The organism is Bradyrhizobium sp. 25ACV (assembly GCF_054863005.1).
Map to the genome: position 1 here is coordinate 128,326 of NZ_JAVAYO010000001.1, position 24,237 is coordinate 152,562.

Genomic DNA, 24,237 nt, shown 5'->3' on the forward strand with positions numbered 1-24,237 from the left:
ATGGCACGCGCGCTGATGATTCAGGGGGCCGGCTCGGACGTGGGCAAGTCGCTCATCGTCGCCGGTCTCGCGCGTGCCTTCACGCGGCGCGGCCTGCGCGTGCTCCCGTTCAAGCCGCAGAATATGTCGAACAATGCCGCCGTCACCATCGACGGCGGCGAGATCGGCCGTGCCCAGGCGTTGCAGGCCCTCGCCGCCGGCGTCGAGCCGCACACGGACATGAACCCCGTGCTGCTCAAGCCCGAGACCGATGTCGGCGCGCAGGTGATCGTCCACGGAAAGCGCATCGCGACCGCGCGTGCGCGCGACTACGCGGCCATGAAGCCCTCACTGATGGGCGCGGTGTTGGAGAGCTTTGAGCGGCTGAAGGCGCGCGCCGATCTCGTTCTGGTCGAAGGCGCGGGCAGTCCGGCCGAGGTGAACCTGCGTAAGGCCGACATCGCCAATATGGGTTTTGCGCGCAAGGCCGACGTGCCGGTCGTGCTGGTCGGCGACATCGACCGCGGCGGCGTCATCGCCCAGCTCGTCGGCATCAAGACGGTGATCGACCCCAGCGATGCCGCGATGATCCGAGGCTTTGTCATCAACAAGTTCCGCGGCGACCCCACGCTGTTCGACGATGGCTACAAGCTGATCGAGCAAAAGACCGCATGGCGCGGCCTTGGCGTGCTGCCCTGGTTCGCCCGCGCCGGCGAGCTGCCGGCCGAGGATGCACTCGGCCTCAGCGACGCGCGCAAGCCGGGTCAGTGCAAGATTGCGTGCCTGGCGCTGTCGCGGATCGCCAATTTCGACGATCTCGATCCACTCAAGCTCGAGCCGGGCGTCGATCTCGTGATGGTACGCCCCGGCGAAGCGATTCCCGGCGATGTCCGCCTCGTCATCATCCCCGGCTCAAAGTCCACCCGCGGCGATCTCGCCTTCCTGCGCGCGCAAGGCTGGGACATCGATCTGCTCGCGCATCACCGCAGGGGTGGCCATGTGCTCGGCCTCTGCGGCGGCTATCAGATGCTCGGGCGCAGCGTTGCGGACCCAGTGGGGATTGAAGGTCCCGCAGGCGACACGCCGGGCCTTGGCCTACTGGATGTGGAAACGGTGATGAGCCCGCAGAAGACGCTGACGCGTGTTGCGGCCGTGCATGCCGACACGGACCAGCCGATCGAGGCGTACGAAATCCACATCGGCCGTACCGATGGGCCCGATCGTGCGCGGCCGTTCGCGAAGCTGAACGGCGAGCCGGAAGGCGCGATCTCGCGCGACGGCCGCGTGCAGGGCAGCTATCTGCACGGCCTGTTCACGTCGGATGATTTCCGCAAGGCGTATCTGGCAAAGCTCGACATTCCCGCTGGCAACGAGCCCTACCACGCCAGGGTCGAGAGTGCGCTCGATGCGCTCGCCGACCACATCGAAAAGCATCTCGACCTGGAAGGACTGCTCGCGCTAGCGCGCTAGCACCTCGGCAAGGCGCATCCATTCGGCTTCGCAGCCGGGAAGCCCGAGCCGAAGCCATGTCGGCTTTTGCGCGAAGACGCGCGACCAGATCTGGCTTCGTGCCAATCTGTCTTGCGCGGCGAGCGCGTCGGGCGTCTCGTAGAGACGGAATAGCGGCGTCCCCCCAAGCAGCATCCAGCTTTGCGCTTGCGCTATGGCATCGAGGCGAACACAGTCCCGGGCAAGTCGCGCTGACGTGGTCTCGGCCCAGGCGTCGTCACGCAACGCGCGACAGCCGATCGCGATCGCCGCTCCCGAAACCGGCCATGGACCCGACGTCGACGCAAGCTTGCCAATGTCGGCGGCATTGCCGATCGCGAAGCCGAGCCGCAGGCCGGCAAGGCCATAAAACTTTCCGAACGAACGCAGGATCAGCAGTCCCGGCCGATCGGCTTCCGACGCAAGTGACAGCTGCGGAACGGCGTCGACAAAGCTCTCGTCGATGACGAGGCGGCCGACGCGCGGCAGCAGTGCGAGCAGATCCTTTGCTGCATGATGCTGACCGCCGGGATTGTTGGGATTGACGACGACGGCGAGATCCGCGCTTGCCAGCGCGTCGAGCTCGCTGGCCTCCTGGACATCCCAGCCTGCGGCCGACAGAACCCCTGCGTATTCATTGTACGTCGGCCCGAGGATGCGGGCGCGGCCGGTTGGTACCAGTTGCGGCAGGAATTGAATGGCAGCCTGCGCGCCGCCCGTCGCAAGGATCGGTGCGCTGGTGCGATAGGCATGCTGCGCCGCCTGATGCAGGGCGTTGATGTCGAATCGCGAGGGCAGCGCATTCCAATGGTGCGGATCGATCTCGTCCACTGGATAAGGCAGCCGGTTGATCCCTGTCGACAGATCAATCCAGTCCTCCGAGCGTCCGCCAAAACGCTGCTGTGCCAGATCCAGATTTCCACCGTGCTCGCGCATATCCTGTTCTTTCACACGAAAGCCAGGATCGCAAGGGTGCCAGCGAGCAGCACCATGGCGCGGCGGTAGACCGTCAGTGCCTCGGCGATATCGGCGGCGCGCGGATCGCGCGCGCCTTCGTTTAGCCAGGGCTCGACGGTCGCGCTGCCTTGATAGATGCGGGGGCCGCTGAGCCGGACGCCGAGCGCACCGGCCATGGCCGCTTCCGGCCAGCCGGCATTGGGCGAGCGGTGACGGCGTGCGTCGCGCGTCATGCAAGACAGCGCCTCCGATCGCCGCGGCGCCAGTAGCACGAACAGAAATCCGGTCAGCCGCGCCGGAATGAAATTGGCGACATCGTCGATGCGCGCAGCCGCCCAGCCGAAGGCCTCGTGCCGCTCGGTGCGATGGCCGATCATCGAATCCAGCGTGTTGATCGCCTTGTATCCGAGGATGCCCGGCAGGCCGAACAGCGCGCCCCAGAACACCGGCGCCACGATGCCATCGGAGGCGTTTTCCGCAAGGCTCTCGATCGCCGCGCGCGCGATTCCGGCTTCATCGAGCGCTGCAGGATCGCGGCCGACGATGCGCGAGACCGCCTCGCGCGCACCGGCGATGTCGGCGGCTTGCAGGGGATTTGCGACGGCGGCAACGTGATCATGCAACGAGCGCAGCGCAACCAGCGGCCAGGCCAGGATACCGACCAGCACGATTTGCATCCAACCCAAGGGAAGCAAGGACTGAAGCGTCCAGCCGAATGCGACGGAGAGCGCAATCACCAGAAGCGCGCCAGCAAGGCCTGCGGCGTGGCGAAGTGCCGGCGGATCGGACGAGCGGTTCCAGGCAATGTCGATGGCACCGATCAGCCGACCCAGCCAGGTCACGGGATGACCGATCCGCGCGAACAGCCACGACGGCCAGCCCAGGAGGGCATCCACCGCCATCGCCACCACCATCGCACCCGCAAAGCCCACACACGCCTCCTGTCCCGCCCCTGTTGCGCAAAGCGAAGGCAGAGCGCAAGCCCCCGCCCGGCTGATTTCGGCTTTGTCTTTGGCCGCGTTTGGTGATTAGTCAGGCTCACAGGAGACCTTTATGGCCGTCATCTTGATCACGGGCGGAGCGCGATCGGGCAAGAGCAAGCGTGCGGAAATGTGCACGCGCGCCTTCCCCGGGCAGCCCGTCTATGTCGCGACGGCTGAGGCGCTTGATAGCGAAATGGAAGCGCGGATCGTCAAGCACCGCGCGCGCCGCGGAACCGACTGGATCGAGCGCGAAGTGCCCCTCGATCTCGTCCCAGCGTTGGTCGCAAGCGATGGCGGCGGCGCAAGGCTCGTGGACTGCCTGACGCTGTGGCTCTCCAACCTGATGCATGCCGAGCGCGACTGGGAGCGCGAAGTCGGAGAACTCGCGGCCGCCCTGCCTCGCCTGAAAAGCCCCGTCGTCCTCGTCACCAACGAGGTCGGCCTCGGCATCGTCCCCGACAATGCGCTGGCGCGCAGCTATCGCGACGCCGCCGGCATCATGAACCAGATCATCGCCGAAGCCGCCGACGAGGTCGAGTTCGTCGTCGCCGGTTTGCCCATGAAACTGAAATGATGCTGCGCGCCGAATTTTTGCGGGACGTCATCGCCGATCTCAGGATGGCGACGTCGTTCGTCACGATCCTTCCCGTGGCATCGTCCAAGCCCGCGGCCGATGGCGCCGTCGCGCGTGCGACATGGGCGCTACCCGTGGCCGGACTGCTGGTCGGCCTTGCCGGCGCTTTCGTCTACAAGGTCGCCGTCCGCTTCGGACTGACGCCGAACATTGCCGCCCTGCTCGCGCTGGCGACGACCGTCCTCATCACCGGCGCGCTGCACGAAGACGGTCTTGCCGATACCGCCGATGGGCTCGGCGGCGGCCGCACGCGCGAGCGCAAGCTCGAGATCATGCGCGACAGCCGGATCGGGACCTACGGCGTCTGCGCGCTGATCCTGTCGTTCGGCCTGCGCTGGAGCGCACTCGCGGCGATCGCCGATCCCTTGCTGGTGGCATGTGCACTGTTGTCAGCGCATGCCGCCGCCCGCGCCGGCGTGCCGGCCTTCATGTCACTGGTACCGCCAGCGCGGCCTGACGGGCTGTCGGCGAGCGCGGGATCGCCGCCGGGTCGCAGCATCGCCATCGCCTTCGCTCTTGGAACGCTCGCGCTCGCTCTCGCGTTGGGGCCGGGCAAGGCGCTGGTCGGCCTGATCCTGCTGTCGCTCGCCGGCCTGTTGTTGGCGCGGCTTGCCGTGCGCCAGATCGGCGGGCAGACCGGCGACATCCTCGGTGCATTCGAGCAGATCGGCGAGATCCTTATTCTGCTGGTCGCGGCATCCTTCCGGATGGGAGGCTGATCTCATGGTCGAGTTCGACGACACCTTCCGTCAGCACTTGCGCGAGCTGTTCGTGTGGCGCCGCGACGTCCGCCGCTTTCGAGCTGACCCGCTGCCGGCCGGCGCCATCGATCGCCTGATCGAGACCGCCTGTCTCTCGCCCTCGGTCGGCCTCAGCCAGCCCTGGCGCTTCGTCACCGTCGATGATGCTGCGCGACGTCGCGCCATCATCGACGATTTCACGGCGTGCAACGCCGAAGCACTGAATTGCTATTCCGGCGAACGTGCGGCCCGCTACGCCACGCTGAAACTGTCGGGCCTCGAACAGGCCCCCGGTCACCTCGCCGTGTTCGCCGACAAGGCCAGCGACATCGGCCACGGCCTCGGCCGTGCGACCATGCCGGAGACGACCGAGTATTCCGTGGTCGCCGCTATTACCGCGATGTGGCTCGCCGCACGCGCCGAGAGTATCGGCATCGGCTGGGTCTCGATCCTCAATCCGGATCGTATCCACGCCGTTCTCGACGTGCCCGATACCTGGAAGTTCATCGCCTATCTCTGCATCGGCTATCCGGAAGTCGAATGCGACCAGCCCGAGCTGGAGCAGGCGAAATGGGAGCACCGGCGCGGAGCGGATGAGTTTACGTTGCGGCGTTAACCCCAAGCTCGTCATGCCCGGGCTTGTCCCGGGCATCCACGTCTTCGTTTCCACGTCAAAAGAACGTGGATGGCCGGGACACGTACACGCCCGGCCATGACGGAGACGCTACGACCTGCTCCTGCCGGCCACCGCCGCCACAGGCGCGGGTGGCTCCGGCTTCTGGAACATCAGCAGCGGGCGGAAGATGACGCGGCCATAGGCCTCGTAATGGTTCTGAGTCGAGACCGCCATCTTCAGCGGCGTCGCGTAATTTGCCTCGAACGTCATGAACGACGCATAAGTCCAGGAGAAGCCGACGCCGACAGAGGCCATTTCAGTGACGCCGGGGAAGGTCGAATACACCGCACCCCAGTCGGTAAAGATGTAGGTGTCGAAACCCCTCAGCCATTGCGACCAGTTGTAGTGCAGCTCGGCATTTAAATAATAGCCGCTGTCGCCGGAGGCCGCATTGGAGGGATAACCGCGTACGGTGGTGGGGCCGCCGATCGAGAAGATCTGATCGCCCGGCAGCAGCTTCTCCTGCGTGTACTGCCAGCTCGCCAGCACATTGGCGCTGAAGTTCTGGGGCCCTGCGGCGCTGGTCGCGATCAGCGAGCCGGTATAGGTGTTGAACGCGCGGTTGTTGCCGAGCACATAGTCATGCCACGCGATGTAGTTCACTGCCGGCGAGACCGTGATCGAATAGGTGTTGCCGGACTTGGTCACCGAGATTCCAGCCGTGGTCTTGTCGTAGTGGTCGTCGGTCACGGCGACCGTGGCAAAGCGGCTAACGGTCTTGCCCTCGGTCAAGGCTGCGTTGAGCAACACCAGCCAGTCCTGCGTCACCCAGACCGGCTGGCTGAAATTGACAGCGGCCTGGCTCGAGCGACCGGTGACGTCGAGCGCGACGAACGGCCCCTGGACGATCTTGATCTTGCCTTCGGTATAGCTGACGCCGGCGCGGCCGCCCCAGGGATTGACCGGGATGCTGTAGGCGACATTGCCGTTGAGATTGCCGTCGGAGCGGACGCCGTAGAAGGTCAGGCGGTCGTCGACGCCGAACAAGCCGTGGCGCTTGTAGAAGGCCCCGCCCTCCCAGCGCCCGGTGTTCTCGGAACCCTGGTTGTCGGTGAAGAGCTGCAAGGTATCGACCGGCGGCTCGATCACCGCGAATTGGAGGTCGGTGAGGCCGAAGCTCGTGCCGGGCTGCAGCAGCGCCTTGATCTGGACGTCGTTGGTCCGGTTGAACCAGATCACGTCGCGGTTGAGTTTAGGAACGTCTAGGACCTCGCCTTCGGGCTCCTTCACGCGATCGAGGATGTAATCGGTGCGGGTCTGCTTGTTGCCCTCGACAGTGGTCTTCTGCAGCCGTCCTTCGGTCAGCTTGACGCGGACGACGCCGCCCTTGGCATCCTGCTCGGGCAGGGTCGCGATGCCCGTGACGATGCCGCGCGAGGCATAGACCGCATTGATGTCGGCAACGAGCTGCAACAACGAGGCGATGTCGACGTCCTTGCCGACATATTTCTTCGCGATCTCATCCAGCTCCGCCGGCGTGATGAACTTGGACTCGTCGAACGTGACCTTGCGCAGACGAAATTTCGGCCCGCCCGGTTTCAGGAGCTGGGATTTTTCGCGCTCGCCGCCGATCACCGCCGGCCCGGTGAGCTTGGGCGGCGCGCTCTGCTGCTCGAGCTGCCGCCGCTGGCGGTCGACGTCGTTCTGGATCACGCCTGGATTGATCGACTGGGCACGCGCGGAGACGATGCAGCAAGCTGCAAGCACGATCCCCAACGATGCCCCCAGAATCCGCATCCCGAATCCAATTACCATGCCTGTGCGAGACGGCCAACGGCCGGCTTCGCCGTTTCAACCGCCGCATCCTTCCAGCCCGGACGTCCCGCACGCTGCCCCTTCTGGCGCAGCTTGCGCATGTCGCTGAGCCCTTCGATGTTGACGGCGGGACCGGACCCAACAGCCTCGACCGGCCGTGGCGTCAGCAGCGCGTCGAGCCGCGCCTGGCCGGAGAGACCGAGCAGGTAGAACGTGCCCCCGTCCTTCTTCGCCAGCCAGGTCTCGATGCTCTCTTTGCCCTCGCCGTCGACCGCGATGTTGCGCATCATGCTCGCGCCGGTGAAGGCGTTGCAGCAGGTGTGGGTCGGGCCGTAATTGGTGACGGTCGCCGAGACGTCGCCGGTGTAGAACACCACATAGGCATTGCTGACATTGGCGTTGCCGACCTGGCTCATCGTGAACACGCCGCCCGGCTGGTAGAGCTGGAGCGTCGGCCAATTGGACGGCGCCGGCGTACGGTTGTTCAGGAGGATCTGCTGGGTGGCCGTGGTGAGCATGAGCTGGCCCGGCACATAGCCGTTCAGGATCGAGACCGCCGGCGCATCGGTCCAGAAGGTCGCGTCCACCACCCTGAACTGGTTGACGATGATGTGGTCCGGGTCGATCGAGATGTTGGCGGACTTCGCAACGCCGCCGTTATAGCCGGTGACGTTCAGGATCAGCGGGACCGCCGGGTTCGAACGGATCTGCTCACCCCTGACGTTGATCGTATCAGCCGCGAGGTCGAGCTCCCGCACGACGCTGACCCAGTTGATCGTCAAATCACCCGACGAGGTCATCTTGACGATGTCGCCGCTGATCCGGTCGAGCGAGACCGGTCCGACCATATCGAAATGCGTGTCGCCGTGGGCGGAGATCGATCCGCCGCGGAGCGAGCCCGTATCGGACTTGATGTTGAGGTCGCCGGCATCGCCCGGGATACCCGTCGTGGTGAGCTGGCTGAAGACGACGTCGTTCACGGCATGCAGGGTCTGCGTGCCGCCGCTGATGGCGGTGCCGACGGTGATCCCTCCGGTCGTCGCGGTGACGTCGAGCGCGCCGCCAACGTTGAGATTATCCCAGTGAACGACAGTGCCGCTCAGGACTGCGTTCCCGGTCGTGGCCGTGAGGTTATGCCCGGTGTTGGTACCCGCCGCGATCAGCCTCGCCGAGCCGTGGGCCGAGACCGAGCCCAGCGTCGGCGCGCCGCCTGAAATCACGGTCTGCGCGAGGATGAAACCGTTGTCCGCGGTGACGTTGATGCTGCCGGCATCGCCGTTGATGCCCGTCGCCGTCAACGCGTTGAAGGTGACGTTGTCGTGGGCGCGAATGGACTGCGTGCCGCCGCTCTGCGCGGTCTGGAACGTGATGCTGCTCTGCCGCGCGGTCGCGCCCAGTGTGGTGCCAACATTGAGGGCGCTCCAGTTGATCGGGCCGGTGGCCGTCAGCAGGCCCGAGCCCGTCGAAGCCGCGAGCGTGTTGCCGGTGATGGTCGTGGCCGCAACGAGGCTGGCCGAGCCATGGGCCGAGACCGAGCCGAGCGTCGGCACGCCGCCTGAAATCACCGTCTGCGCCAGGATGAAGCCGGTGTCGGCGGTGACGTTGATGCTGCCGGCATCACCGTTGATGCCCGTCGCCGTCAGCGCGTTGAAGGTGACGTTGTCGCGGGCGTGGATGGTTTGCGTGCCGCCGCTCTGCGCGGTCTGAAGGGTGATGCTGCTCTGGCTCGCCGTCGCACCCAGTGTGGTGCCGACATTGAGGGCGCTCCAGTTGATCGGGCCGGTGGCCGTCAGCAGCCCTGAGCCGGTCGTGGCGGCGAGCGTGTTGCCGGTGATGGTCGTCGCCGCCAGCAGTGTCGCCGAGCCATGGGCCGAGACCGAGCCCAGCGTGGTCACGCCGCCCGAGGTCAGCGTCTGCGCCAGGATGAAGCCGGTGTCGGCGGTGACGTTGATGCTGCCGGCATCGCCGCTATTACCGGTGGCCGCCAGCGACTTGAACGTCACGTTCTGGGTCGCGTGGATCGTCTGCGAACCGCTGCTGTCGGCGGTGCCGATGAGGATGCTGCCGTTGTTCGTGACGGCGCGGAAAGCCCCGCTCGCGCCGGTCGCCGTGCCCGCCAGCACCTGGTCGAGCGTCAGTCCGCCGGTGCCGATGATGTCCACACTCCCCTTCACCGCGGACAGCAGGCTCACCTCGCTGTCGGTGAGAAACTTGACGTAGATGTCGCCGGCGCTCGCGCTCGCCGACAGACGCGCGGCACTGAGAGCGAACCGGCCGGTCGCGCTGCCGATGCCGTTCGATGCGCTCAGCGAGAGTTCGGCGCCCGCACCGGAGGCGATGAACTTGGTCTGGCCGTCGCCATTGTCGATGATCGCACCGAGCGAAGCGACGCCGCCGGCGGTGACGATGATCGACGGGGTGTTCGAGGCGGCCGCATAGGACAGCGACGAATTCAGCTGGCCGATCGTCGCATCGCCAGTGGTGGTCACCGAGATCAATCCGGTCGCGTTGATGGCGGAATAAGCGCCCATCGACAGGGTGGAAGCCACCAGCGTCACGCCGTCCGTGCTGCTGGTCGCAACCACCGGCGCCGCACTGGTGCCGGCCGCGAAGGTCATGCCGCGATTGGCGAGCAGCTGCATCGGGCCGGCGCTGGTGATGCCAGTATTGATGGTGAGCGCGCCGCGCGCCACGTTCAGCGTCAACGCGCCGCCGGCCGTCAGCGCCCCATAGGGACCGCTCGTGCCGACCGCGAGATCGCCGGTCACCGCGAGGAGGCTGACATCGCCGACCGCAGAGCCGGTTACCGCGCCGGAGATATTCACCTGCAGCGGCTGGAAGGTCGAGCCGTTGAAGCCGATGCTGCCGCCGGCGCGCAGATCGAGGTCGGTGCCGAGGATGTGGATCGCGGTCCGGTCCGTGAAATCGGCTTCGGCGTAGATGCTGCCGGTCGCGGCGAGCTGGATCGCATTGCCGGCGGCGATGTTGCCGAGGATGAGATCGCCGGTGGTCTGCTTCACATAGATGCCCTGCGCCGACGAGACCTGGTCGAGCTGGTCGTTGCCCGGGTCGGCAAACGCGATCTGAAGCGCGTTCGCGTTCGTCGCGGGATTGCTTCCGGCGGCGCCGGGCGCGCCGACATTGCCGTGCTCGGCGATCAGGGTCAGGTTGGCGATATCGCCCGAAATCACGGCCCCGCCCACATTGGCGGAGATGTTGGTCACGGCGTCGAGCTTGACGTCGCCGCGGCCGGTCACCTCGATGCCGTTGGCCTGCGCGGCTGCGATCGGGCCGTAATTCGCGGTGACGCCGCCGAGCGAAAGGCTGTTCTTGCTGCCGAGATAGACGTTGGTCAGCGCCTTCGCCGAGATCGCGATCGGATTGTCGACGACGACGAGGTTCTGCTGCGACAGGCTGACCGTATAGGTCGTGACATGGCTGGTCGGATCCGTGACCGCGCCGACCGTGAGCTGGCCGGGACCGGCCGTCGCCAGCAATCCTCTCTGCTCCGGCGTCAGCGAGGACGCATCGACGCTGGTGAAGGTGAACGTCTGGGGCGCCGCCGAATTGCCGACCGAGCCGCGCGGCGCGTAGAGCATGATCTGGTTGGCGCTGACATTGGCGATGACGTTCTCGTCGATCGGCGGCGGCGCCGCGCCGACGGCCGACGACGACACCGTGTAGGCGAGCTGGCTCTGGGTCCATTGCGAGCCGGCGGTGATGATGCCGTAGACCCGCTCGGTCGATGCAAGCGTATAGGTGTAGCTCGAGCTGAAATGGCCCGGCTGCAGGGCGGACTGGAGCGCGGCGTTGGTCGGCAGGTACTGCTGATTGGTTGCGACGCCGTCGAACAGTTTTGTGAACAGCGTCGTCGAGAGCGAGCTGCCGAACACTGAGGCCAGCGGATCCGCAGGTGCAGTTCCGAGCAACGTCGTCAGCGAGGTCTTGAGCTCGGCGGTATTGATCTGGCCGAGCAGGAACTGATCCCGCAGGAACCGCGTCGTGGCCTCGGTCTTCATCTGCGTCGTCGTGACGTTGGCTGGGTCGATGCCGAGCTTGGCCGCCACCTGCGCCCGCAGCACCGTCAGCCCAACAGACGTCGGGTTGTAGGTGCTGCCGTTCGGGAAGGCGATGTTCTTGAGCTGGAAGTAGTCGTTGTAGGCCGACGTCACCATCGACTGGTAGCTGTTGACGGCGTTGGTGGCGGCGTTGCCGCTGAGCAGGTCGAGGCTGGCCCAGACGTCCTGCAGATGCTGGCTCTGCGCCTGGGTGAGGCCGACCGCGGCGCGGCCGTTCAGGATGCTGGCCTGGTTGCCGTCGGAGCCGGCGGCTTCCAGGAAGACCGGGCCGCCGGTCGACTGGATCGTGCCGAGGCGGAGATCGCCCTTGGACTGGACGATGTAGGTGCCGGTGGCCGAAGCGCTGTCGAGCACACCGCCATCGACGCTGCCGCCCGCCTGCACCGTCCCCGTCGCCTGGATCACCAGCGGATTGATGTTGGTCAGGGTGGAGGCGCCGTTGACGACGGCGCTGGTCGCGCCGATCGCACCGGAGGTGGAGTTGATCTCGATGTTCTTGCCGATCACGACCGGACTAGCGACGTTGTAGGCGGAGGCCGAGTTGATGTCGCCGGTCGCCGAGAGGAAGACGCTGCCCTGTGGCGTGGCGCCCGCCGAATTCACCTTCACCTGGTTGATCGACAGCGCGCCGACGGCCGAGATCGCGATGTTGCGGTCGATCGAGCTGGCCGTCAGGCTGCCGCCATAGAGCTGGACTTGGACGGGAGTCTTGGTGGTGCCGAGCGTGCCGATGCCACCGTCACCCCGAAGCGTCACGTTCGTGCCCGAGATCACCGGGTTGTTGGCATTGGCACCGACCGTGATCGTCGAGTTGGTGCCGGTCGCGCTGAGCGTCGTCGCCCCCTGCTGGTTGTTGATCGACCCGTTGACGACGATGCCGGAGGTCGAATTGACCACGACGTCGCTGCTGCTGCCGCCGGTGAACTTGATGTTGATTGGGTTCGACGCCTTGACCGTGTTGGTCAGCGAGAGCGTCAAATGATCGTAGATCGCCTGGTACCAATTGTACTGAGCGTCCGCGCCGCAGCACATTTCGGGGTGAGTGTTGAGCGGATTGATGTTGCCGTGCGAGTCTACCCCGTCCGCCCAGTGATAGCTGCCGGTGGCGGTGGTGACCTTCTGGTAGTTGCTGGCCTGCGTGCCCGAAACCAGGCTGATCGAGCGAGTCCAGTTCTCCCCGGTGGTCTGATTGGGCGTGAAGTGCCAGCCGTAGTCGAACTGCGTGCTGTTGGTCAGACGATCCACCGTGGCGGTGTCGACCCACTGGTAGAGCATGTTCGCCTGCGTCGCGTACTGGATACCTGCCGTACCGGTCCGGGCTGTCAGCATCGACGGATCGATCGCGGCCGCGGTGACGCTGTTGGCCTCATACTTCGAGACCTGCTGGTTGCTCGCCGCCTTGGGATCGTAGACCCACCACGTCGTTTTCCCCTTCAGCTGATCGACGATCTCGACCACGCTCTGGGCGGTGGCGGTGGTATTGATGGCGTTGGTGACGAGCGCAAGCCCGCTGGTGTTGTTGACCGTGACCGTGCCGGCGCCGCCCTTGATCTCGATGTTTCCCTGGGTCTGGGTGCTGTCGGTCGAGGTCGAGATGATCTTGCCGTTCAGATAGACGTAGCCGCCGGCGCCCTGCGCCACGCCGTTCAGGATGAGCTGGTCGGTGAGAGCGTTGTACCTGACCCCGATCTTGGCATCGCCGCTGGCCGACGCCGTCACGGAACCCGAGATGTCGTAAAAGACACCGTTGCGCGCGTTGGCCTGGGCCGCGGCAAAGTCCGCGCCGCCATTGCGGTTCTTGAGGCCGTTGCTGCCATAGATGGCATCGTACGCCGCGGCGCCGATATTGACCGAGTAATTGCTGCTCGAGCCGGCCTGGATGGTGCCGTTGATGTTGATCACCGACGCCGAGATGATCACCGCCTGGCCGGTGATGGTCCGGGTGGCCGTCGCGGAGACCGGCGAGTCCGCGGTCTTCGGCGTGATCGCGTCCGGCTGGATGTTGATGACCTGGAAGAAGCCATCGCAGTCTCGCGAGCAATTGAACGGCGTCTTGTACACGCCCGTATCCGCATAAACGTTCCGGCCATCATAAGTCGTCTTCTGCCATGGCGCGACGACGACATTGGTCGAGTCCGCCGACTGCCCCTCGATGATCCTGAGGGTCGCGACATCAGGCACGCTGCCGGCGTTGGGATTGCCGGCGGCACCGGGCGTGCCTTTGCCCATCGGCAGGAAGATCGACGAATAGAGCGAGGTGCCGTCGTAATACGTCATCAGCATGCGCGCGGTGAAGATCGTGCTGGCGTCGGCGTTGCCGACGGGCTGATAAATGCCGTGACTGCCGTCGGCGCAGCAGTAATAGAAGTACGGATGATCGCCGCCGGAAGCGATATGCGGAGCGGTGTAGTAATCGCCATAGGCGCCGAGATAGGTCGCCGCCGTCATCACCGCCGTCAGCGCATCCTCTGGCCTGTTCTCGGTGCTGGCCCATTGCGAGGTGACCGCGCTGCCGCTGTCGTAGAAGCTGCCGATGCCGCCGAGGAAGGTGAAGGTGCCCTTGGGCACGACGATCTGAACGGTCGCGGCGCTGAGCGACTGCGATGCGACGACGCTGCCGAGATTGTTGATGATCTTGAGCAGACCGTTCGCGTTGTTGACGGCCCCGTTGAAATAGATGTCGGGCGTGCGGGTCAGCACGTTGCCGTTCTGGTCGATGCCCTGGCCGCTGTCGGGATCGAGGCGGTTGTAGGTGGCCGAGATGTCGATGGTCGGCGTGGCGCTCGGCATCGCGGTGAAGGTCACGTTGGAATGCGAGTCCGGATCGACATGATCGGTCTGGCGGTAGGTGATGTTGCCACCGCTCACGTCGGTGACCGTGAGGTTGCCGAGGCTCATGAAGTCGAGGCCCTTGTTCTCGATCTTGATCAAGGGCGAGCTGCGCGCGATCACCGCCGGTGCGGCAGGATTCGTGCCGCTGTTTCCGGTCAGCTTCTGCGCGAGGATCGAGACGTTACCTGCCGATACCAGGATGTCGCCGAACGCGAAGGCGTTGCCGGGCGCGTCGGAGGTGAATGGCGCCTGCTTGATCAAGGTGTCGATCTGGCGCTGCACGTCGCCGGTCGGATCGGTGCCGGACGGCGACATGGTGGCGGGATTCGTCGCTGTCGCCGCCGCGAGCTGGGAGCGAACCTGGGTTTCGCTCAGGCCGGTCAGCGTCACCAGCTGATTGACCACGAGCTGGTAGGGATTGAAGTTGCCGACGATGGTGTACTGGACCGTCTGGTGGTTCCAGCTCATCGTCGGGTTGAAGTGATTGACGTCGGCGACGGATTCGAGCGTCAGCGCCGTGTACGGACTGGTCGTGCTCAGGGTCGGCGTGGTTGCGCCGAGGTCGATCATGAGGGTCACGTCGTTGTTGATGCCCGCCACAACCAGGCCATTGAGCGCGACGTCGCCGGTTCCGCTGGTGTGGCTGTGGTTGTCGCTGTTCTTGGCGCTGAAGATGTCCAGATACGGGTTGTAGTTGCTGCCATTGCCGGCGGCCGTGACCTGCCCCTGCGTGGCCCCGAGATAGATGTCGCGCGCGCCGAGCACGCTCGAGGTGGGCGCGAGCGTCAGGCTCGTGGTGTCGTCGGCATTGGCGGTGCCGCGGTAGAGCGTCGAGATCGGAATGGCGGTGTTGTTGTAGACGACCGTCGTTGCCGTCGCCTGCACGCTGCTGAAGACGAGGCCATCGCCGGACAGGCCCGCATACATGGTGATGTCGCGCCAGGCCACGATCTTCGCGCCGTCGCCGACATTGACGGACTGGTTGGCGTGGACCCAGCTGTTGGTGCTGGCGCCAACACCTGCGATCGCGCCGTAGAGGCTGGCATTGGCATTGTTGGCAGCCGCCATCTTCGCGGCCGTGCCGACATAGATCTTGCCGGCACTGAACAGCTCGCGGGCGTTGATGTTGACCGCCAGCGTGGCATTCGCCGTCATGTTGGATTCGGCGCCGCCGCCGGCGAAGAAGCTGGCCGTGGCGAGGCTCGCCGTGTCGTTGGTGTTCAGCGTGTTGTAGGCCTCGATGTTGATCACGGCCGTCGAGGTCCTGGGATCGTCGTTGAGGCTCAGCACCGTGCCGGCGCCGATATTGGTGGTAACGGTCTGGGTGACGGTCGACGTGCTGAGCGCGGCCGCTCCCGAGAACGAGCCGCCGGAGCCCGAACGCGCGCCGCCGCCGCCCTGGTTGACGATGTCGTTGGCGATGGCGACCATGTCGCCGCCCGCCGAATTGATGATCAGATGCGTGCCGATGTCGACGGTGGTGGTCGAGTTGACGTCGTTCTGCGCCTTGCCGGCGGAGACGCCGGCCGTGGAGGCCTGATAGGCGTCGCCGCTGGCGATATAGTTCGTGGTGTGCTTGGCATTGATGCGGAGGCCGCCGAAATAGAGCGTGTCGTCCGCCGTGCCGCCGTCGAACCGCGCGTTGGTCACGGCGGTTGAGTTGGTCGTGGCGACCGCGGCCGCGCCGGCATAGGTGCCGCCCGCGCCGACGGTCGCGTCGGAAACATTGGTGTCGGAGCCGGTCGCCGTGATCCGGAGGATGCCGGTGTAGCTGCCCTGGTTCAGGGAATCCATGTCCGCCGGCGCACCCAGATAGGCGTAGGTGTGCGCGCTCGACGAAGTCTGCGCGACGGTGGCGCCGAGCGCCAGGAATCCGCTCGAAAGGCCCGTCGCCTTAGCGTATTGGGAGCTGTCGTTCTCGGCCGCGATGGTCACGTCGGCATTGGGAAGCCGGATTCCAACCCCGCCATAGGCGTTCACCGTGGCGTTCTCGGACGCCACAGCTAGGCTGCCCTGCGCGCCGATCAGCGAGCCGCCGCCGCCGGCGAGCGCCTTGGCCCAGGTCGTGGTGCCATATATTGTCGTAGTCGTTCCGTCGGAGTTGTTCTGTGTACCGACAATCGGAACCAGCGCCATGGCGGTCACCGCGAGCGCACCGCCCGAGAAGCTGACATTGTCGCCGACATCGGCCGTGACCGTGGCGCCGACCGTGGACTTGGCGATGGCGACGCCGACGGCGCCGCCGCCGACCGAGACGCCGATCGCCTCGCTCGACAGATTTGGCATGATCGAGGCCGACACCAGCGTCCCGACACCGGTCGCAGACGTCGTGATCGCGGCACTGCTGCCGATCTCCGCCAGCACCGACGAGTTCTCGTGAGCCTCCGCATCCGCACCGACGCCCGCGACGATGCCGCCGCCGAGCGAGGTGGCCGTCGTCGTCAGCGTGCCGGCGCCGCTTGCGCCAACGGACAGGGTCGCGACGTTGACCGTGGAGCCGTCGAGAACCCTCGCGGCGACCGAACTCCCTCGGCTTGCCGTTGCGACGGAAGCGCCGACCGCCACGGCGCCGCCGGTGACGCCGCCGGTGAAGACGATTTGGGTCGTCGAATCCTGCGCCATGACGGCGGCGCCATTGCTGGCGCCGCTCGCGCCGGTGATCTGGCCGCCGAGCAGCGCCACCACGGAATTGCTGACATTGCCGACCGCGACAGCCGCCTGGGCGCCGAAGTAGAGCGCCGCACCGCCGGCGATGGCCTCGGTGTCGATGGTCTTGCCGGCATAGGGACCGTCGGAGGCGTCCTTGACGAGCGCTGCGACGGTGACAATCGGTGCCGTGACGGCCAGAGGCGTATCGGCCGCGACCAGCACGCCAGAGCCGTTGCGTCCGTAATCACTCAGATTGGCGAGCACGGTGCTGTTGACGCTGGTGTAGCCGATACCGGCCCCGATGCCGACATTCTTCGCAAAGCCCGCGCCGAGCAGATACATCTTGGCCGCATTGGCGCTGGTGGCGGCGACATTGACCTGCGTGCCCGTGACGTGGCCGCCCGCGATCTGCGCGACCACGACGTCGTTGCCGCCGCTCAGGACGTTGCTGACGTCGTAGGTCGAGCTGACATTGGCGCTGTTCGGATTGCCGGCCGTGCCGCTGGCGACGGCGCCGCTGCCCTGGCTGTTGCTGGTGCGGCTGTTCACGGAGGCGATGGTGCCGTTGCCGCCCTGATTGAGCTGGCCGGTCTGCTGGCCCTGGGTGTCGGCGTCCGCGGTATTGGTGCCGATGATGATGACGCCGACGGTCGCACCGATGCCGACGCTGCCGCCGATGCCGGCGGTGACCGCGTAGGACAGCACCTCCTTGGTGCTGGACGCATTGACGTTGACGGCGCCCGCCGAGTTCAGATTGCTGTTCCAGCTCTCGGCAATGGTCCGGCTCTTGAACACGATGACGTTGGCGGCGGCGCCGACACCGACGCCCGCCCCGCTGGCGCCGACCGCGAGCGCACCCGCGATCTCCTTGATCGCCACGTCCTCGTTGGCGTTGATGGTGACCGCACCGGCCGAACCACCCGTCACCCCCTGCAGCGTGGTGTCGTAGACGCCGGCGATGGTGGTGTTGTTGGCGACCTCGATGTTCGCCATACCCGCGATCGCGGCCGTGCCGGTCGAGAGCGCGCCGCCGATCGCGTAGGCTTCGAAGCGGTTCTTGGTCTTGGCCTCGACGTCGAGCGCGCCGCTCAAATTGAGCGCGGTGGTGTGTGCGGCACCGTTGCCCTGGTAATGGAACTCGTCGCCGACATAGGCCTCGGTCCGGTTCGAAGAGACCTGCACCAGGAACGCCGCGCCGATCGCGGCCTGGCTGCCATAGGCGCCGGAGCCGTTCGCGGAGAAGATGCCGGTGTTGTTGGTGGCGTTTACCGTCAGGGACGCGGCCGTCAGCGCGCCGCCGTCGACATAGGCTTCCGTGGTCGCCTGGAAGACGTTCAGCCCGACCGAGCCGGTGTTGAAGCCGACGGCCACCGACGAGGCGTCCTGCTCGGCATTGGCCTTCACGGTGACGGCACCAACCGTCGCGCTCGACGATTGCACGCCGCCGACCGTGGCATTGGTGATGGTGGCGAAGGTCTCGCGCGACATCGTCGTCGAGATGATCGTCGCACCACCGCCGCCGGTGCTGCCGTAGGCAATGCCGGCGCCGAACGCGCCGGAATAGGAGAAGCTCGACGCGGCGACCTCGATCTGTGGCGCCAGCGTCGACGACGTCAGGCGCGTGTCGATGCTCGCGCTGTCGATATAGGCCCTGGTCGACCCGCTCATCACATTGGTGATCGGGTTGATCATGATGGCGATGCTGGAGCTCGCGGCGAGCGAGGCGACGTTGGTCACGACGGCCTGGTGCGAGCTCGCCACCACGGCAAGGCCGCGCAGGACGTCCTGGTTCTCGGTGAGGTCGGGCGTGGTGTCGGTCGGCGCATGGGCTGTGCCGAGATCGAAAGCATGGACGAGCGTGCCGTTGTTGACCGACAGCGTATCGGACGAGCTGGTTCCGAGCGCATCGACCTTGGTGTTCGCCCCGGTGATATAGGCCGCGGTGGTTCCGGTGATCTGGTTGGTCACCAGCGAGCCCGCGCCGCCGGCCGCGCCCTTGCTGATCGACAAGGCACCGGCGAACACGGCCGCCTTGTCGTTGTTGCCGGCGATCACGCCGACATTGTTGGCGGCGGTGACGTCGGCACCGTTGATGCCGTTGGTACCGGCAGCGGTGATGCTGGCAGTGACGTTGGTTCCCATCAGATTGGTGGCGACCGAGCCGGCCAGCCCGACCTGCGAGGACATCGCGACACCGACGGCGACCGTCGAGATGGTGGCATTCGAGTTCGCACCGACGGCAACGCTGCCCGAGGCCGTCAGCTTGGAGCCGGTGACGCCGGCGCTGACATTGTTGGCGATGCTGCTGTAGACCAGCGCCAGACCTGCGGCGCTGCCTTGCGACGAGGCGCTCGCGATCGCGGCGGTTCCGGTGATACTGGAATTGTCGGTCGCACTGACGGAGATGTTGCGGGCCGTGACGGACGATTGCGTCGTGCTGGACAGATTGTTGCCGATGGCCGCCGAGACGGTATTGGCGATCGAGCTGATCGTCGTGCCGCCGACGCCTGCAAACTGTCCGGTCGCCAGACCGAGGCCGATCGAGACAGACTGAATCTTCGATGAATCGACCGCGCTCACGCTGACATTGCTGACCGCCGACATCAGGACGTTGGCGATATAGGCCGAATGCGTCGTTGCGATGGTGTCGTACACGATGGAGGCGCCGACATTGTTCTTGCCGGCCTGGATGAGGCCCGCGACGGAGACGATGCTGGCACCCGGACCATTCCCCGTGCCGTCGTTGAGCGCCGCCGCGCTGAAGTCGATGCAGTTCTGCCCGCCCGTGCCGCCGGCAACCGTGCAGGTGTCCGTGGCGAGATGATTGTTGTTCGACGTCCTGACGAGGTTTCCGAGCGCCGTATCCAGTGCCGATACCGCGCCGCTGTCCGCGAGCACCGTCACGCGCCCGACGTTGATGCTCACGGTCGAGCCGCTGTTGATGTAGGCCGTCGTGCTGGGCGAGATCTCGCTGACGACGATCGCGCCGGCCAGTCCGTTCGACCCCGCCCCGCCCGAGGCCGCACCGGCCGCAATCACGCTGGCGCTGTCGGCCAGCACCAGCAGGGTGTCGTAGTTCGAGATCGAGGTGCTGCGGATATGCGCGTCGGTCGCGTTGCCGCCGGTGGGATCGGCAATCGAAGCATAGGTCAGCCCGATGCCGACGCCGGCCTGGCCGCCCGAGATATAGAGCGAGCCACCGCCGATCGCGATGTTCGTGGTCTGGTAGGCATCGACTTCGAGCGCGCGATTGACGCCGGTCGACTGGCCCGTGATCGTCGAGTTCTCGATATAGGCGTTGGCGCTGTCCGTGATGATGCCGACGGAGGCGGACAGCGACGCCGCATTGGATTTTGATCCTGCCACACCCAGGGCGACGACGGTCTCCGAGCCGCCATTGAGCGCCTGCACCGTCACCGAACTCTGATTGTTCATGGTGGTGCCGTAGATGTAGGCGAGCGTTGCGTTGTTCGACATCGCCGCGGCGATCGCCCCGCCGATCGCGGCGCCTTGAGCGGACGCGCCGGCCAGATTGAGCGCCGCGGAGCCGGAACCGTTGTTGAGCATGGTGTCGTTCAGCGCCTGAACGATCGTATTGGTCACCACGGTGCCGGTCGTGGTGTACTTGTTGACCGTCGTATTCCTGATATAGGCGCTGGTGCCGAGCGAAACGTCGCTGATCGACGAACTGCCGGCGAGATCGATGCTGAAACCGTCGGTGCTCGATCCCGAGGTCGAGCCGATCTTGCTTGCAGCCGTTGCCACGCCGGCGGCCCCTCCGGTCGCGCCGGCGCCCGCTGCACCCGCCTTGTCGGAGAAACTGGACGCTTGCGGCTCGGAGATCGATGCCGCGACGGCGGCTGCGGTGATGCGCCCGGAGGTGGTCGCGCTGAGCGTGAGATTGTCGACATTGACGGCTCCGCTGCCGCCGCCATTGCCGGCAAACGGATCGTTGGAGCTGAACGGGCCGGGGCGAATGTCGGAATGGTTGTCGCCGATATAGGCAGAGGTGTCGGTATTCGCGCCCAGATAGGCGACCGCCAACCCGACCGCCGAACCTCCGCTGGTGTTTCGGCTCATCGCGCCGGCCAGCGTGACGACTGAAAGATCCTGCTGCGCCAGGATGCCGACTGTCGGCGCATAGACGGTGGCTTGGCTCGATATCGAGGCGTGCGTCGTGTTGTTCAGGAAGCCGAGCGAGGTGATGCCGTTCAGGGCCAGCGTGCCGGCGGCCTTGCCGTTGGTCGGCGCGACAGCCACGAACTGATCCGACGTGGTCGCGTTGACGGCGATGTCGTCCGCCGCCCGCACCCTCGCGCCGTCCGAAATGCCGGCGATCGTGTTGGTATTGAACTGGACCATATTGAGCGCGCCGCCGACCGAAGAGCCGCCCGACGTGTTGCCCGGGAGGAAGCCGAGCGTGCCGACATTGCCGGCCGCGTCGATCGACGCCGTGGTCGTTGTGGCCACGACCTGAAGGCTGGCATTGTAAGTGTGGACGTCGCCATTATCCATCCCGGCCGACCAGCTGCTGCCGCAGGCCGCACTCGTGCAGGTCGTAGTCAGATTCGCATCGCCGGCAACCCAGGCCGTCGTGTTGTTGTTCACGACGAAATGGTTCAGCGAACCGGCGATGCCGATCGTGTCGCCGGCATCGGCCGTGGCATTGGCATAGCTGGTCAGGATGTTGCCGCCGACGCCGAGATTGCCGTTGAGATGGCTCAGCACCGCACCCAGCCCATCCCACTTCAGCCAGGTGTTAGTGATCGGCAGCTCGGTGGTGGCGTCGACAGCGATGTTCGCCGCGTTGATCAGCGTGCCATTGCCAACATAGGCGTTCGAATTATGCGTGAAGTTGCCCCAGGCAACGGCCGCGCTGATCGCCGTGCTTTCGCCGGTTGATATGTCCTTCGTGATCGCGCTGGCCGTCGCATTGCTGCGAACGCCGCGATCGATGACGTTGCTGGCGACAGCGACGTTGCCGCTGGCATAGATGCTCGGCGCGCCACCGCTCGGATTCTGCGCGATCGCAGCGGTCGCGCTCTGGGTGCTGTTGGCCAGCGACAGCGCGCCTGCGACCTTGAAATCGAAGCTCAGCGGCACCAGCGATCCCATGTGGTCCCTGATGATCGACGTCGGCGAGGTGACGGAGCGCAGTCCTCTCTCGATCGCCGCGATCAGCGCGGGCAGGCCGGCGATGGACGAAGCCATCGTGGAATTGCTCGTGGTGTCGGACGTCGCTTCGATTAGAACGGAGCCGTTCATCCGGTTGTTGACGTCGGTTCCGAGCGATGCGCCGAGCGTCGCGGTCACGGACGTCGTGATATCGCTGATGGCCAATGCTCCCCCGACGGCGCCGCTCGCACCCGTCCCGGGTGCCGCGACCGAGGTTGCGCTGGTCGAGAACGAGTTGTTGTTGATCGCGCGCACCTTCAGGGTGCTGCCGCTCGTATTCACCAGACCCGCCGCAAGATGCGCGCCGGTCTCGACGTTGGCGGTCGTTGTCACCGATCCCTTGGAATAGGCCACCGTCGGGACGATCTGCGCGCTCGTCGATGCCGCGAGGGCGGAGACAGCGATGGTGGCGTCGTTGAGGGCCTTGATCTCGAGGTTGCCGCCGGCATTGATCGTGGCGCCCGAGGCCACGTTGGTGGTGGCAGTGCCGTCGATCTTGCCAACGACGACGCCGGCCGCGACCGGCGTGAGGCTGCCGAGCAAGGTGGACGCGACGGCCGGATCCGAGGCGGTCTCCGACGCATGCGCGGAAATACTGACATCGCCGCGACCGTTGATGTCGGCATGGCTGTTGATGTTGATGGTCGCCGTGGCACTGGCCGCGACATAGCCGCCATTGAGGCCCAGCAGCGAGCCGGCAAGCGTCGAGCCGACGAGCGCGAAAGCACCCGCTGCCGAACCGTCCAGGAAACTGGATACAGCCGTCGACGTCGCGGTGATCGAGACGGTGCCGCCGGTGATCTTGCCGTCGACCGTGATCGACGTCGCCGCGGTGGCTTGGCCGGACAGCTTGATGTCGCTCGCCGTTGCCGTCAGCGTGACGTTGCCGTCGGCGTAGTTGGTTCCGCCGAAATTGACCGACTGCGCCAGGATCTGCGCACCATTCTTGATATCGATATTCGGCGCATCGATGATGACGTTGTTGGCGTTGCCGGTCGAATGGCCGGAGCCATCGAGGCGGCGGGCATCGATCACCGCATGCGCGGCGAGTGTGATGGAATGATCGGCCTGGATGAGGTAGTCGGCACCGGCGCTGAGCCCGGCGAGCGCAGCCGCGACGGAGCTGTTCGAAAGCGTCACGCCGGTGTCGCCCTGGGCGGCATCGCCGACGACCAGGTCGGTCGGGTCGATCAGCAGCGTGCCGGCCTTGCCGTTGGCCGCGCTAAGGTTGACCTTGATGCCCTGGCCGATGTCGATGACCCCGTTCGCGCTGAAATCGACCAGGCCCGCATTGCCGGTCTTGGCGCTGGCGTTGAACCTGGCCCCGCCCGCCACGGTCAGGTTCTGCGCCGCCTTCAGGCGGATCTCACCGGCATCGCCGGTCTTGCTGACAATGTTCAGCCTGGCGTTCTTGCCGATATCGATATTGTTGCCGGCCTGCACCGTGATGTTGCTCGGCGTCGAGGTCTTGCTGTGCGCGGTCAGGCGGCCGTTGACGCGAGCGTTGTTGACGGCGCCGATATGGATCGAACCGTTGCTGACGGTGATCGAGCTGGCGCTGCGCAGGCCCTTGGAATTGACGGATGCCGCGAACTTTGCGGCGTGGTCGAGATTGGCGATGTCGCGCTGGGTCGCGCCGCCGACGAAGACGTTCTGCCCGGTCAGGCGCACGCCGTCCTGGGCATTGACGCGGCCGTAGATGCGGATGTTGCCGTCCGGCGAGACCGGGAATGAGCCCGCCATGAGATTGCCGACCGCCGTGCCGTTGATCGCGCCTCCGGGACCGATCAGGCTGTCGGTGAACTCGCGCGTCGGGGTCGAGACGTTGAGGCTGCCGACATTGACCACGCCGCTGCGGCCGACCACGAAGCCCTTGGGGTCGGCGAAATAGACGTTACCGCCGATCGAGCCGTTCATGTAGGAGTTCAGCGTGCCGTTGACGTAGACCGGCGCGTCGCGAACGATGTTGACGAGGTTTCGCGTGCCGGTCGGCAGTTGCAGGTTGACGGTGTTGCCCTGCCCGACGCTGAACTGCGAGAACGAGTTGAAGGCATTGTTGCCCGAGACCGTCGACGTCGTGACGTTGGTGACGCTGCCGGAGGTCTGAAGGCTGGTCCCGGTCCGTCCATGGGGAACGATGACGTTCGCCGTCTGCGCCTGAAGGCGGACGCTGAACACCGGCAGGAAGACCATCTGCATCGCGCAGAGCAGCGACATCGAACGGAACCGCGCCAGCCGGCGCAGCGTCGTCCGCTCGTCATCGTTTCGCGCCGCAGATGGTCCGCGCATT

General features: G+C 65.9%; 8 protein-coding genes. 4 read left to right on the plus strand and 4 right to left on the minus strand.

The window, feature by feature from the left end; genetic code table 11:
- Positions 1-1,449 carry a cobyric acid synthase gene (locus RAD04_RS00575; RefSeq protein ID WP_461622205.1) on the plus strand — a complete coding sequence of 483 codons (1,449 nt, stop codon included), beginning with the start codon at positions 1-3 and terminating at the stop codon, positions 1,447-1,449.
- Here RAD04_RS00575 and cobD read toward each other — a convergent pair.
- Both cobD and cbiB read right to left on the minus strand, forming a co-directional pair.
- Positions 1,438-2,403, minus strand: a complete 966-nt coding sequence (cobD, locus tag RAD04_RS00580; protein ID WP_461622206.1) for a threonine-phosphate decarboxylase CobD — start codon at positions 2,401-2,403, stop codon at positions 1,438-1,440. The two genes, RAD04_RS00575 and cobD, sit on opposite strands and share 12 nt — an antisense overlap.
- Positions 2,404-2,414: 11 nt before the next feature.
- Positions 2,415-3,356, minus strand: a complete 942-nt coding sequence (gene cbiB, locus RAD04_RS00585; protein ID WP_461622207.1) for an adenosylcobinamide-phosphate synthase CbiB — start codon at positions 3,354-3,356, stop codon at positions 2,415-2,417.
- 121 nt (positions 3,357-3,477) lie between these two features.
- Between cbiB and cobU the strand changes: the two genes are divergently transcribed.
- Genes cobU through bluB form a run of 3 tightly spaced genes read left to right on the plus strand, consistent with a single transcriptional unit; the run spans position 3,478 to position 5,397 of the window.
- Entirely contained in the window at positions 3,478-3,981 is a 504-nt protein-coding gene (gene cobU, locus RAD04_RS00590) for a bifunctional adenosylcobinamide kinase/adenosylcobinamide-phosphate guanylyltransferase (RefSeq protein WP_461622208.1), read from the plus strand.
- The gene (cobS, locus tag RAD04_RS00595; protein ID WP_461622209.1) at positions 3,978-4,760 is read left to right on the plus strand and encodes an adenosylcobinamide-GDP ribazoletransferase; all 783 of its coding nucleotides are present in this window, start codon (positions 3,978-3,980) and stop codon (positions 4,758-4,760) included. The genes cobU and cobS overlap by 4 nt, the downstream gene beginning before the upstream one ends.
- Positions 4,761-4,764: 4 nt before the next feature.
- Entirely contained in the window at positions 4,765-5,397 is a 633-nt protein-coding gene (gene bluB / locus RAD04_RS00600) for a 5,6-dimethylbenzimidazole synthase (RefSeq protein ID WP_461622210.1), read from the plus strand.
- A gap of 108 nt (positions 5,398-5,505) precedes the next feature.
- Here bluB and RAD04_RS00605 read toward each other — a convergent pair whose 3' ends face one another.
- Complete coding sequence (locus tag RAD04_RS00605; RefSeq protein WP_461622211.1) at positions 5,506-7,194, minus strand: ShlB/FhaC/HecB family hemolysin secretion/activation protein; 1,689 nt, start codon at positions 7,192-7,194, stop codon at positions 5,506-5,508.
- An 11-nt stretch (positions 7,195-7,205) separates the two neighbouring features.
- On the minus strand, positions 7,206-24,236 hold the full coding sequence (locus tag RAD04_RS00610; protein ID WP_461622212.1) for a leukotoxin LktA family filamentous adhesin: 17,031 nt from the start codon (positions 24,234-24,236) through the stop codon (positions 7,206-7,208).
- Between the last annotated feature and the right edge of the window lies 1 nt (position 24,237).